The 13,375-nt window shown below is 62.2% G+C and carries 12 protein-coding genes; 7 read left to right on the top strand and 5 right to left on the bottom strand.

The features are described from left to right. The first annotated feature begins 66 nt into the window (after positions 1-66). From ACSSVC_RS18470 to ACSSVC_RS18450, 5 genes are all read left to right on the top strand, one after another. Positions 67-1,401, top strand: a complete 1,335-nt coding sequence (locus ACSSVC_RS18470) for an aspartate aminotransferase family protein (protein ID WP_346632858.1) — start codon at positions 67-69, stop codon at positions 1,399-1,401. Between the two features lie 169 nt (positions 1,402-1,570). Further along, positions 1,571-2,245, top strand: coding sequence for a helix-turn-helix transcriptional regulator (locus tag ACSSVC_RS18465; protein WP_110651595.1), 675 nt, complete (start codon positions 1,571-1,573; stop codon positions 2,243-2,245). Positions 2,246-2,334: 89 nt separating this feature from the next. After that, positions 2,335-3,150, top strand: coding sequence for a molybdenum cofactor biosynthesis F family protein (locus ACSSVC_RS18460; protein WP_346632856.1), 816 nt, complete (start codon positions 2,335-2,337; stop codon positions 3,148-3,150). A 61-nt stretch (positions 3,151-3,211) separates the two neighbouring features. Further along, a complete protein-coding gene (locus tag ACSSVC_RS18455; protein ID WP_492611139.1) occupies positions 3,212-4,594 on the top strand; it encodes an aspartate aminotransferase family protein in 1,383 nt (460 codons plus the stop codon). Continuing rightward, positions 4,591-5,352, top strand: a complete 762-nt coding sequence (locus tag ACSSVC_RS18450) for an SDR family oxidoreductase (protein WP_492611138.1) — start codon at positions 4,591-4,593, stop codon at positions 5,350-5,352. The genes ACSSVC_RS18455 and ACSSVC_RS18450 overlap by 4 nt, the downstream gene beginning before the upstream one ends. Positions 5,353-5,462: 110 nt before the next feature. Here the strand turns inward: ACSSVC_RS18450 and ACSSVC_RS18445 are convergent, their stop codons facing one another. Genes ACSSVC_RS18445 through ACSSVC_RS18430 form a run of 4 tightly spaced genes read right to left on the bottom strand, consistent with a single transcriptional unit; the run spans position 5,463 to position 9,277 of the window. Continuing rightward, a complete protein-coding gene (locus ACSSVC_RS18445; RefSeq protein ID WP_492611137.1) occupies positions 5,463-6,557 on the bottom strand; it encodes a polyamine ABC transporter substrate-binding protein in 1,095 nt (364 codons plus the stop codon). A gap of 47 nt (positions 6,558-6,604) precedes the next feature. Then, positions 6,605-6,946 (bottom strand): cupin domain-containing protein, encoded by a 342-nt coding sequence (locus ACSSVC_RS18440; RefSeq protein ID WP_404939781.1) that lies wholly within the window; start codon positions 6,944-6,946, stop codon positions 6,605-6,607. A 57-nt stretch (positions 6,947-7,003) separates the two neighbouring features. Beyond that, positions 7,004-8,410: an NAD(P)/FAD-dependent oxidoreductase gene (locus ACSSVC_RS18435; RefSeq protein WP_404939779.1), complete on the bottom strand. Its 1,407-nt coding sequence runs from the start codon at positions 8,408-8,410 to the stop codon at positions 7,004-7,006. 51 nt (positions 8,411-8,461) lie between these two features. After that, positions 8,462-9,277 (bottom strand): helix-turn-helix domain-containing protein, encoded by an 816-nt coding sequence (locus ACSSVC_RS18430; RefSeq protein WP_346632845.1) that lies wholly within the window; start codon positions 9,275-9,277, stop codon positions 8,462-8,464. A gap of 279 nt (positions 9,278-9,556) precedes the next feature. Between ACSSVC_RS18430 and ACSSVC_RS18425 the strand changes: the two genes are divergently transcribed. Next, positions 9,557-9,826, top strand: coding sequence for a DUF1652 domain-containing protein (locus ACSSVC_RS18425; protein WP_102865161.1), 270 nt, complete (start codon positions 9,557-9,559; stop codon positions 9,824-9,826). Between the two features lie 51 nt (positions 9,827-9,877). Here the strand turns inward: ACSSVC_RS18425 and ACSSVC_RS18420 are convergent, their stop codons facing one another. After that, the gene (locus ACSSVC_RS18420; RefSeq protein WP_492611136.1) at positions 9,878-12,337 is read right to left on the bottom strand and encodes a UvrD-helicase domain-containing protein; all 2,460 of its coding nucleotides are present in this window, start codon (positions 12,335-12,337) and stop codon (positions 9,878-9,880) included. 275 nt (positions 12,338-12,612) lie between these two features. Between ACSSVC_RS18420 and ACSSVC_RS18415 the strand changes: the two genes are divergently transcribed. Beyond that, complete coding sequence (locus ACSSVC_RS18415) at positions 12,613-13,308, top strand: pirin family protein (RefSeq protein ID WP_346632843.1); 696 nt, start codon at positions 12,613-12,615, stop codon at positions 13,306-13,308. The last annotated feature ends 67 nt before the right edge of the window (positions 13,309-13,375 follow it).

Genomic DNA, 13,375 nt, shown 5'->3' with positions numbered 1-13,375 from the left:
AGCCAGGAGCCCACAAATGACGCACTAATAGCTCCACGCTGTCCGTGCGTTTTCAGGAGACTCAACGTGAGCGAAGCAAGCCGTTTCTGGCACCCCATGCTGCACCCCAACGAAATGAAGCAACGCGAACCGATCCGCATCGTCCGTGGCGATGGTTGCTATGTCTATGACGACAAAGGCCACCAGCTGGTGGATGGCGTCGCCGGGCTGTGGAACGTCAACGTCGGCCACAACCGCAAGGAAGTGAAAGCGGCCATCACCGCACAGCTCGATGAGCTGGAGTATTTCCAGCTGTTCGACGGGGTCAGCCACCCTCGTGCCGAAGAACTGTCCCGGGTGCTGATGAACCTGCTGGAGCCCGAGGACATGTCCCGGGTGTCCTTCAGTTCCGGCGGTTCGGATGCCATCGAAAGTGCCCTGAAGCTGGCCCGCCAGTACTGGAAGCTCGAAGGCCAGGCCGACCGCACCAAGTTCATTTCCCTGCGCCAGGGCTACCACGGCACTCACTTCGGTGGTGCCTCGGTCAACGGCAACACCGTGTTCCGCCGCAACTACGAACCATTGCTGCCTGGTTGCTACCACATCGACACACCCTGGCTGTACCGCAACCCCTACAGCCAGGACCCGCAAGAGCTGGGCAAGATCTGCGCCGACCTGCTGGAGCGGGAGATCCAGTTCCAGAGCCCGGACACCGTGGCCGCCTTCATTGCCGAGCCGATCCAGGGCGCCGGCGGCGTGATAGTGCCCCCCGCCAACTACTGGCCGCTGATCCGCGAAGTCTGCGACAAGTACGGCGTCCTGCTGATCGCCGACGAGGTGGTCACCGGCTTCGGCCGCAGCGGATCGATGTTCGGCAGCCGCTTGTGGGGCGTCAAACCCGACATCATGTGCCTGGCCAAGGGCATCACCTCGGGCTACATCCCCCTGGGAGCGACCGTGGTCAACCGGCGGATCGAGGCCGCCTTCGAGAAAAACGCCAACTTTACCGGCGCCATCATGCACGGCTACACCTACTCCGGACACCCGGTAGCCTGTGCTGCAGCCCTGGCGTGCCTGGATATCGTGGTCAAGGAGGACCTGCCGGCCAACGCGGCGAAGATGGGCGACTACATGCTGGACAAGCTGCGGCCCTTCGTCGATCGCTTCGACAGCGTCGGCGAGGTGCGGGGCCAGGGCCTGATGCTGGCCCTGGATCTGGTGGCGGACAAGACCACTCGCGAACCCATTGACCCCATGAGCGGCTATGCCAATCAGGTGGCGCAAATTGCCCGGGACAATGGCGTCATGGTGCGTCCAGTGGGCACCAAGATCATTCTTTCGCCGCCCTTGGTGATCCAGCAGCCACAGGTGGATGCCATAGTCGATGCCCTGGCCGAGGGTTTGAGCAAGGCCCGCCGCTAATCGTTGCAACAGGCTGCGGTCGATGCAACAGCGACCGCAGCCTGCGCTACATCCCTACTTGCCAGGCGCTTCACCTCTGGTATTCACTCGCCCTGACACGGACACCGCCCCCCCGTCGCAGCCTCCAACCACCCGAGCCACTGCCCAGCCGGCAGCCAGGAGCTATCCAATGATTGCGCCCACCTCCTTGCCCGGGGCCCATGAACTGGGGCAACGCTGCATCGCCGCCTTCACCCGGGTGGTCCCCGCCACCCTCTGCGCCTTCTACCGCATCGATCCGAACCTGCAGGCGCGGGACTTCTCGCTGTACCGCATGCCCGAACAAATGCACCAGGCCTACTTGCAACGCTACCGCCACTACGACCCGCTGCAGCCACGCAACTGCGCCGCCGCCGGGCGCCCAGTGCTTTCGCTGCACATGGGCATGGCCCAGCAGGGCCGTCATGCAACCGAGGTCTACCAGGGATTCCTGCAACGCCACGGGGTACTGGATGTAGTGGAGATTCTCGCCTGTGATGGTGAACGGCCCGTCGCCGGCCTGTCGTTGTTGCGGGACAACGCCCTGGGGCATTTCAGTGTCGACGAACTGGGTACCCTGCATGCCTTGCAGGGCCTGTTGGAAATCGCTGCCCTGGCACCCTACTCCCAGGTCGACGAACGTCTGGCCAACCTCACCCCCAGGGAACGGGAGATCGCCTGGCTGCTGCGCGATGGCGCCGACAACAAGAGCATCGCCAGGCGCCTGGACCTGGGGCTGCCCACGGTCAAGACCCACCTGATCAACCTGTTTCGCAAGGTCGGGGTCGGCAATCGTACGGAGCTGGTGAGCGCGCTGTTCTTGTAAAGGGCCACAGGCTCAACCATTCGGTTGATGGGCAGCACCGGCTCCCAGGCAGAACATGGGGTTCTCCTTTCCCGGACAAGAGCCTTGCCATGAATCAGCAACCTGAATGGATCACCGTCGGCGCCCTGGCGGACGGTTTTGCAGACGACAATCACATCCTTGCGAGGGTGGATGATCTGTCCGGTCGCACCCTGACCCTGCACTTCGACAATGGCTGGCAGATCGAACACCACTTCGCTGCCGACACCCTGCGCTGGAACAGCGTCGGCCAGCCTGCCAGTGACGATCTACCCTATCGCGCAACCTCGGTGCGCCCCGGTATCTACCTGGTGGACTTTCTCAAGCTGGAGCATGGCCAGCCCCACTCGGTGAGCCTGATTCTCGACCTTGAGCGCCGGTGTTTCACCGCCGTGGTCGGCCAGATGCCGAGCCAGGCCGAGTGCAGCGTCGACCTGTTCAGCCGGGCCCTGGCCGGCGGTGAGCTGACCTCGGTCAAGGCGCAGTTCCTCCACGGCGCAATCGATGCCGTGCCCACGACCGAGACTGCGCGACATACGCCCACCGCCGAACTGATCGGCCTGCGCAACCAGTATGTCTACAGCGCCAGCGAGGCCTACGAGCACATCTACCTGAATGCCAACTTCTATAGCTGGCAGTGCCTCAGGGGTGTCGAGCAAGGCCTGGCGGACACCGACCGCTGTCACTACTACAAGATCGACGAGCAGCTGTACCTGTTTGTCTGGCGCGAGAAGATCGTCCCGACCCTGGGTCTGGTGCTCATCGACCTCAAGGCCGGGCGCACCGACGGCAAGATCTTCGGTTACCAGGGTGCAGACTTCAGTCATGCCGCCAACTTCCCGGTGGGCGCCCTGGCCCAAGTACTCAACCGAACCCAGCACCCCTAATTCCGTACCGCTGCAGGCTTGCCCTAGCGCCAGCCTGCAACGCTTTTCATAGGACACTCCCATGACTCTGGGCCTTGATCTGCAACGCGTCGCCAGCTGCTACCAGTCCGAACTTCAGCTGTTTGCCGAGCAACACCCGCGCTCCGGCGCCTTCTATCAGGAAAACCTCAAGCACTGGCTATACGGCGCGCCGCTGCACTGGATGCAGCAATGGCCCGGCGCCTACCCGATCATGGTGGCGGATGCCCGTGGTGCGACCCTCACCGATTGCGACGGCCGCGAGTACGTGGACTTTGCCCTGGGCGACACGGGCGCCATGTTCGGCCATGCCCAGCCGGCGGTAGCCGCAGCCATTGCCGAACAGGCACTGCATGGCTCGACGTTGATGCTGCCCACCGCCGACAGCTTGTGGGTCGGCAAGGAGCTGACCCGACGCTTTGGCCTGCCCTACTGGCAGGTCACCACTTCAGCCACCGATGCCAACCGCTTTGTCCTGCGCCTGTGCCGAATGATCACCGGACGGCAGAAGGTCCTGGTGTTCAACTGCAACTACCACGGCAGCGTTGACGAATCCCAGGTGGAGTTCGACGCCCAGGGACAGATGATTCCCCGGGACGGCGTGCACCCCAACGGCTTGCAGCACGACTCCACCACCCGACTGGTGGAATTCAACGACCTGTCGGCCCTGGAAGCGGCCCTGGCCCACGGCGACGTGGCCGCCGTGCTGAGCGAGCCCTTCATGACCAACGTGGGCATGGTGCCACCGGCCCCGGGCTTCCATGACGGCTTGCGGCAGTTGACCCAGCGTTATGACGTGCCGCTGATCATTGACGAAACCCATACCCTGTCCTGTGGACCGGGGGGCTATTGCGGCGAGCATGGCTTGCAGCCGGACTTCTTCGTCCTGGGAAAATCCATCGCCGGGGGCATTCCCACCGCCGTCTGGGGCACCAGCCAGGCCATGGCCGAGCGGATCTGGCGGGTACTGCCACATTTCCAGCCGGGCCAGGCGATCAATCACTTCGGCTTCGGTGGAACCCTGGCCGGCAACGCTCTGCAAATGGCCGCCATGCGCGCCACCTTCAGCGAAGTGATGAACGATGAAAACTACGCACGCATGTTCCTCCTCGCAGAACGCCTGCGAGCCGGCGTCGACAGCATCATTGGCAAGCACCGCTTGCCCTGGCATGTGACCCGTATCGGTGCCCGGGTCGAATACCTGTTCATGCAGCAGCCTCCGCGCAACGGTGGCGAAGCCCACCACGCCCGCCATGGTCTGATCGAGGCGTACCTGCACCTGTACCTGCTCAATCGCGGGGTGCTGTTGACCCCATTCCACAACATGGCCCTGATGTGTCCGGCCACCCGCGAGGAGCAGGTCGATCTGCACAATCGGTTGCTGGACCAGTGCCTGGCCCAGGTCCTGCCAGGAGTCCAGTCATGAGCCAGGATGCTCACGGGCGTATCGCCCTGATCACCGGCTCGGGCCAGGGTATTGGCCGGGCGACCGCCCAGGTGTTCGCTGCCAGGGGCGCCAAAGTCATGCTGGCCACCCGCAGCGCTGCGTCAGGCGCCGAAACCCAACGCCTGATTCGTCAGGCCGGCGGAACGGCGGAACTGCTGACCCTGGACCTCAGCACCCGGGCCGCCGCCGAACAGGCGGTAACGGCGACCCTGGAGGCCTTTGGCGGCCTGGACCTGCTGCTGCACAACGCCGGGATCTTTCCCATGCAGAAGCTGGCCGAGCTTGAGGACCAGACCCTCGACAGCACCTTGGCGGTGAATCTGAAAAGCTGCTTCTGGCTGACCCAGGCAGCCTTGCCGGCGCTACGTCGGGCCCGAGCACCACGGATCGTCGTCACCTCATCGGTGACCGGTCCACGCACGGCGATTCCCGGACTGGCCCATTACGCGGCGTCCAAGGCCGGGGTCAATGGCTTCATTCGCGCAGCGGCACTGGAACTGGCGGAGTACGGAATCACCGTCAACGGCGTCGAGCCCGGGCTTATCGCCACCCAAGCCATGGACAACCTCGGCGACGCCGCGACTTTGTCCAGGGGCATTCCCCTTGGGCGCCTGGGAACGCCTGAAGACATTGCCTACGCCATGTTGTTCCTGGCCTCGCAACAGGCCGGCTACATCACCGGCCAGACCCTGATAGTGGACGGCGGCGCCCTGCTCCCGGAAAACAGCCAATTGTAGGCGCTGGCTTGCCAGCGAAGGCGTCCTCAAGGGCAGTGCTCGCCTCTGAGGCCTCTTCGCCGGCAAGCCGGCTCCTACAAAAATCGGCGGGGCTGATTCGTTGGAGGGGATCAGCTGCCGCTGCGGATCTTGTTCCACAAGCGGGTGCGGATACGGTCGATGTCCAGCGGCATGGCTTCCAGGGCAAACAACTTGTCCATCATGGCCGGGCTCGGATAGACCTTGGTGTCGTTCTTGATCGCCGGGTCGACAAGACCATCGGCTTGCTGGTTGCCATTGGCGTAATGCACGTAATTGCTGATGCTGGCCATCACGTCCGGACGCAGCAGGTAGTTCATGAAGGCGTAACCGGCCTTCTCATCCAGTGCGTCCACCGGCATGGCCACCATGTCGAACCAGATCGGCGTGCCTTCCTTGGGAATCGAATAGCCGATCTCCACCCCATTGTTCGCTTCCTTGGCCCGACTCTCCGCTTGCAGGATGTCCCCGGAGAAACCCACCGCCACGCAGATATTGCCGTTGGCCAGGTCACTGGTGTACTTCGACGAATGGAAGTAGCTGACATAAGGCCGGACCTTCATCAGCAGCGCCTCGGCTTTCTTGTAGTCCGCCGGGTTCTTGCTGTGGTGTGGCAGCCCCAGGTAATTCAAGGCCGTGGGAATCAGTTCGGGGCCGTTGTCGAGAATCGCTACCCCGCACTTCTGCAGCTTCTGCATGTACTCGGGCTTGAAGATCAGGTCCCAGGAGTCCAGCGGTGCGTCATCCCCCAGCACTTCCTTGACCTTGGCCACGTTGTAGCCAATCCCGGTGCTGCCCCACAGGTACGGAAAACCGTGCTGGTTGCCCGGATCGTTGACCTCCAGCGCCTTGAGCAGCACCGGGTTGAGGTTTTTCCAGTTGGGCAACTGGCTCTTGTCGAGCTTCTTCAACGCCCCGCCCTGGATCTGCCGCGCCATGAAATGGTTGGAGGGGAACACCACGTCGTAACCGGATTTACCGGTCATCAGCTTGCCGTCCAGGGTCTCGTTGCTGTCGTAGACGTCGTAGGTGAACCCTGTCCCGGTTTCCTTCTGGAACTGTTTGGTGGTGTCCGGGGCAATGTAGTCCGACCAGTTGTAGATCTTTACCGTGTCGGCGGCCTGGGCCAGGGAAGCGCCCAGGAACAACGGGCTGAGTAACAGCAAAGTGCAAGTCTTGCGGATCATGAGTCGATACCTGTGGCTGGTTTTGTTATTGGCAGGCAATCAAGGGATCAGAAAATCAAGACGTAGGTCTTGCGCACCGTTTCCTGGATATCCCAGATTCCGGTGCTGTTGGCCGGCAACATCAGTGCATCGCCGGCTTCTATGTGCAGGGGCTCGCCATGGTCGGGAGTGAAGGTGCAGCGGCCCTGGATGAAATGACAGAACTCCTGGGCGACGATCTGCCGCCGCCAGCGTCCCGGGGTGCATTCCCAGATCCCGGTTTCGACCCCGTCGCTGCGTTCGACGGCGGTCACCGATGTCACGGCCACGGGCGTCCCCAGGGGTACGGCGACCGGCGCCGACTCGTCCAGGGTGACCGTTGCGGCGTGCTTGAATTGCGTGATGCTCATGGCTCTACCTTTCGCTGGAAAACCCGAACGGACATCGTTCGGTGCAAGAAACCCCACTCAGTGCATGAAACCTTCCATGAATTCGGCGACCCGGCTGGCCATGCGTCTGCGCCACGGAGGCGACGCCGGGTTGGCCAGGGTCTGGTCCTCATGGACAAAGCTGCGAATGATCGCGTTGTAGCCCAGCCAGCGGCAGGGTTCGGGCTCCCAGGTCCGCAGGGCGTCAAGGCGGCTATCCGCCAGCACCCAGGGTTGGCGGACCAGCAGGCTGTCGTGCTGGAGAATCAGGTCGGCCAGGGTCCGGCCACCCAGATTGCTGGCGCCAACACCCTCGCCGCCGTAGCCGCCGGACAAGGCGATGCCCTTGCGTCGGTCACACAGCATGTGCGGCTTGAAGTGCCGGGACATGCCCAGGTTGCCGCCCCAGGAATGGGTGATGCGCACGTTCTTCAGTTGCGGGAACAGTTCGCCGAACAGGTAGCGACGCAGCTCAACCTCGTCCCGACTCAAGTCGAAATCGTGGCGCAGCTTGCTGGCAAACTGATATCCGCCCCGGGCACCAAAGACCAGGCGGTTATCCATGGAGCGCTGACCGTAAGTAACCTGACGGCTGCTCTCGCTGAAGGCCTGGCCCTGGTTCAGACCGATTTCGTCCCAGGTCGATTCCGGCAAGGGCTCGGTGGCCACCAGCAGGCTTTGCACCGGCAACTGATAGCGGCCCAGGGGCGGCAAGGTCACCGAGTACCCCTCCACCGCTGGCACTATCCAACGGCTGCGCACCGCGGCGTGGCGGGTCTGCAGGCTACCGGCCTGCCAGTGGGTTACCGGGCTGTTCTCGTAAATGCTCACCCCCAGGCGCTCCACTGCACGAGCCAGGCCGCGTACCAGCTTGGCCGGCTGGATAGTGGCGCAATGGGGGGCATAGATAGCGCCATAGGGTTTGGCCACGCGGATCTGCCGGGCCAGTTGCTCGGGGTTCAGCCAGCGGTAATCGTCCTGGTTCAGGCCCTGGGCGTAGAGCTTGTCCAGGTACTGGCGCAGGCTGGTTTCCTGCTCGGGATAGCGGGCCGCGCAATACAGCACCCCGCCTTTGCGGTAATCGCAGTCGATGCCTTCACGTTCGAGGACCCTGGCCACTTCATCCGGAATGCCATGCAGCAGATCGAAAGAGGCTCGACGCTGTTCCGGCGACAGCCCTGCCAGCAGGCGGTCTTCCCCCAGCAGATTGCCCATCAGCCAGCCGCCATTGCGGCCTGAGGCACCGAACCCTGCGGTCTGGGCCTCGATCACCGCCACCTTGAGCTGCGGCGCTTGGCGCTTGAGGTAATAGGCGGTCCACAGCCCGGTGTAACCGGCGCCGATGATCGCCACGTCCAGGTCCAGGTCTTGTTCAAGGGACGGCCGCGGCAATAGCGGCTCGTCCAACTGGTCCATCCACAAACTGATACTGCGCCACGCTGGCATGCAAGCACTCCGCAACCCGAACTTCGAATGCGGCGATCCTAGTCCCTGTCTTCAGGGGCTGTCTTGCGCGCGTGCACGCAAAGAAATTTGCTTGGCATAAGCCTTGGGCGACTGCCCGGTATGCTGGCGAAAACAGCTGTAGAACGCCGACAGGGAATTGAACCCGGCCGCAAAGGCCAGTTCGTCGACCCGCAGCGGTGGCGCGGCATTGTCCAGGGCGGTCAGCACATGCTGCAGGCGCGCCTGGTTCACATAGCGGTAGAAGCTCTGACCCAGCACCTGATTGAGCAGGTAAGAAATCTGATTGCGGCTGTAGCCGCACTCACGGGCTACCCGCTGCAAGTCCAGCTGCGGATCAAGATAAGGCTGCTGGCGCTGGAAGTACTGTTGCAAGTCCTCGGCCATGAAACTCAACTGGCGCGGCGACAGCCCCAGGCGACTGGCCGCCGGACGCAGACTGCCCGAGGAGGTGTCCGTCGCCGACTCACGCACCAGGGACGCATATTCATTGACCCGCCAGATCAGACCGTCGCGCACGGTAATCGCTTCGCTGGAGCGGAACGACACCAGGCCCTGGCCACCTCGCAGGGTCACCTGATACTGGATAAAGGCCGTATTGCCATCCAGACGAATGCGATCGCTGTGCTCCAGGGCCTCGTCGGGGGCCCGGGGCATGCTCACTCGCACGTATTCCCGCAGTTCGGCGAGGCCTAGGGTGCGATTCTGGAAAAAGTCGTTGTACTGGATTTCAGGATGGTAAAGCGCCATCACGCCATCGAGGTCGCGGTGCTTCCAGCACAGGTGATAGCGCATCACGGTTTCACCGGTGGCCTGGGTTTGCAGAGGCCCGTCGTCAGGGACAGTCATAAGGGTCTCGAACAGCGAAAAAAACGCAGCTTGCCGAACTTCGGCAGAGGCATCAATGACCGTCCTTCAGCCAAGGCCCCAGGTTCTGCAGCCCCGCCAGGGCCAATACATGACCTGCATCAAAAATCTGCGATTGAACCGCCGGACGGTGGGCAAAAAAACCGCGATCGGTCACAAGCCAGTGCTATTTTTAAACCCTTGACTGATCGGGCCATTGACGACCCGATCGTTCCTACCGCGAGCACAAGGAAGCGCTCAATGAATCAAGGTGGGCCACCGATGAACAGAGTCTGGGCCAGTAAAGTCACCTTTCCCAACGCCTGCCAGCTGATGCGCTGGCATTTTCATCCCCTGGGCTTCGAGGCCAGCATGGATGCGCCAGGCAGCATGATCGCCCGGCTCTTCGATCGTGCCAGCGGCGAAACCATGATCGCCATCGCCGGCATTCCCTGCGCCACAGTGATGAGCGCCGCGGATGTCGAACGAATAATCGAGGCGGTGGAAGATGAACTGGAAGCCTTTGCTCCGTCCCTGACACTCAAGGCCTGACGCCAGGCCCCATCAACCGAAGCCCGCCTGAGCGGCGGGCTTTTTTCGTTCTCACTGCCGCAGGTCGCGGAAATAAGGCTTGTCACGGGGCACCCGATCCGAAGCCTTGGGCGCATTGCCGGCCGCCGCCTCCTGACGATCGACGTACCAGTAGCAGTGCTTGGCCGCCCGAGTGATCCCTACATAAGCCAGGCGCAGGATCTCGTCCTTTTGTGCGCTGTCGTAGGGTTCGGCGTCGCCATCCTTGCCCAGGCCGGCCATGCGATACACCTGATTCTTGTAGGGCGAGCTGCTCAGGTGCTGACAATCCCCCAGCAGGAACACCGCGTCCGCTTGCAGGCCCTTGGCACTGTGATAGGTGAGTTGCTTGAGCCGACGAGCCGCCGGCGGCAAGCTAGAATCAACATTAACTATTTGTGAAATATGCTCTTCTATCAATGACTTATCGCTAGTTTTTCGAAACAACATCAAGATTGAGTCACCCTGTCGATAGTGCTCTGCCAGGCGCAGGGCCAGGCCCTGATCGTCACGATCCAGTACCTGCACCGGCCATGCGTCCTTCTCTTCGCCACTGGCCTTGGCCTTCTTCCCGGCAATCGCCGGGGCTGCGCGAACAATATGCTCCGCCGCATCGATCACGTGCTGGTGACTGCGGTAGTTCTCGCTGAGCATGACTCGAGTGGTGCCCGGGGACGGGAACTCCTTGTTGAACTCGATAAAGTATTTCGGCGAACTGCCACGCCAGCCGTAGATCGATTGCCAGTCATCGCCCACACAGAGCAGGGAGGAATGCTGAGCTCCCCGCCCCACGTGCAGGGCCGCGCCGCGGCTGCGAATCTCCCGGAGACTGGCCTTGATCCAGGAAACGATCTGCGGCGAAACGTCTTGAAACTCGTCGATCATCAAGTGCGACATCGGCCTCAGGCAACTGTCGCTGAGCAGCTTGAAGTTTTCCGGCGAGCGCTCGCTGAACAGGGCGAACATCCGGTTGTAGCTCATGATCGGCGGTGACTGGTCAAGCAAGTGGTCTTCAAGGGCTCGCCAGAACAGGCTCAAGGCCTCGAAGAAGAATCGGTCCGGATCATCCTGGGCAAAGCTCATGTTGCCGACCGCGTCGCCCACATCCAGCCCCAGGTTCTCGATAAAACCGGCAGCCGCGACAAAGCAATCCAGCAACGGCGCCGAAGCCAGCTCGCCCTTGACCTTGTAGTCGAACCCCGGGCCGGCACTCACCTCGGCAGAAAAGGCGCCCAAAGCACGCTTGGACGACTCGTAACTATCTAGCCAAATCAATGGCTTACGACAGAAAGCTTGAAACAGGGTGCGCTTTACCGCCCACTCCGCCCGCACCGTCAGCTTGGCTCCGGGCCGGCTGATCTGCGGATTCTCCCGAGGGTCGAAGCCCAGTACCACCCAGGCATCCAGCTCAGCGGCATAGCCATGGCAATGGAAGGTCGATCCATTGATTTCAAAGCTCTGACGCTGAGGCTCGATGCCCTTGATCGGCCAGGCCCCGGCACGAAACCACAGGTCTTCCACCGTGTCGCAGAGTTCCTCATCACGCTTGGCCGCCAGCTCGGTGACCGCCACGCGCTTCTGTACATCGGGGTGATCGCGCTCCAGCTCCTTGAGCTGCAAGGCATGGCGCAGCAAGGGCTTGAGTGCCAGGCGGAAGCGCTCATCGCTGCGGTACAACGCCTGGTAGCAGGCATTGAGGTGCTTGCGCTGGGCGTCGTTGATACGCAGGTCGAAGGGGTTGCTGTCCACCTCGTCTTCGGCACCCTGCACCCGCTCACTGAGGTTCTCGAAGGCTTGAAGGCGCTCGAACCCCGGCAGACTGCGCACCATGGGCAAGATCCGCGAGTGGAAGGTGCGCACCAGATCCCGGGCTTCCCGAGGGCTGAGCGCCCGGTTCCACAGGGCAAAGACCTGCACCAGCTTATTGATGAAATCCTTGCGCGACTCCCGGGTAAAAGTCACTACGGTCATGGAATCCAACTCGAACCCCAGGTAGTGATTGAGCAAAAGCAGACGCAACACCAAAGAAGTCGACTTGCCGGCCCCGGCTCCGGCAATCACCGCTGTGGCAGGCGTGTCGCTGAAAATCATCTTCCATTGGGCCGCGCTGGGCTGGGCCTGCGGTGCCAGCAGCCGGGCGACATCGGCCTTGAAGCGCTTTTTCAATTCGGCGCTCAGCGGCAGGCGCCAGTCGTCGAACAGCCGATCATCCACCCCCGGCGGCCGGTGCTCAGTGTTGCGACTGTCGCGAATCAGCAGCACCTGCCGACCTTCCTCCAGCCCTTCGAGCCGCCCCTCCTGGTAGCCGTACTCCACTCCAGCCGTGTGCCCGCTGCGAAAGCCGTCGGCCTGACCATGCAGCCAGGACGCACGGTGCTGGGCCCGCAGACGGTTCAGGCCATGGCCGAAGAACCGCGCCGCCAGGCGCTTCAACAGCGGCATCTGGGCTAGGGGCAAAAGATCGGGGGGCAGATCGGGGCTGTGTTGCGACACGCGGACTCCAGGGGATGAGGCTGAGCGGTAATGGTCGCCGGATTTTTTCACGGTATCCAGCGAATTGCTTGCGGGTCATTAACTTAAGCGATGAACCGAAGGTTTAACACCAGCTTTTCGACAAAATAACTATCTAATTTTACGATTGGATTACGGCATTTTTTGCGCTTTTTATCGATCAATAGCTGATGGATGATGCACGCCATCAACCAACGGTTATCGTTTTTTGGCCCGGGTCCAACGAGCCATTACGAGCCCTTTATGAGGAGACGATCATGCTTGAACTCAGACCTTTCAGCTCCCTGGGCGGCGCTCACCACGGCTGGCTGGATGCCCATCATCACTTTTCCTTCGCCGAGTACCATGACCCCAAACGCATGCACTGGGGCAACCTGCGGGTGTGGAACGATGACGTGATCGCCCCCGGCACCGGCTTCCCCCAGCATCCGCACCGGGACATGGAAATCATCACCTACGTTCGCGAAGGCGCCATCAGCCACCAGGACAACCTGGGCAACAAGGGGCGCACCGAAGCCGGTGACGTGCAGGTAATGAGTGCGGGGACCGGGATCGCCCACAGTGAATACAACCTGGAAGCCACGCCGACCAAGATCTTCCAGATCTGGATCATTCCCAATCAGGCCGGCTCCGCGCCATCCTGGGGCGCCAAGCCTTTTCCCAAGGGGCTGCGCGAGGGGTTCGTGACCCTGGCCAGCGGCAAGGAAGGCGATGAGGAAAGCTTGCGTATTCGCGCCGATGCACGGCTGGTGGCCGCCAACCTGAAGGCCGGGGAAACCGCCGAGTACCACCTGGACCCGGGACGCCGGGCCTATCTGGTTCCGGCAACCGGGGTGATCGAGATCAACGGCTTGCGTGCCGAAGCTCGAGACGGTGTTGCGGTCCAGGATGAGCGAGTACTGCGGGTGAGCGCCGTGCAAGACAGCGAAATCGTGTTGGTGGATCTGGCTTGAAACGCAGGGGCAAATAAAAAGGGGCGACCGTGATGGTCGCCCCTTTTTTTTCGCCGGCGTGCCGGCT

Source organism: Pseudomonas sp. E1BtOHC1 (genome assembly GCF_058744285.1).
This window is presented reverse-complemented; position numbering and strand designations above follow the sequence as displayed.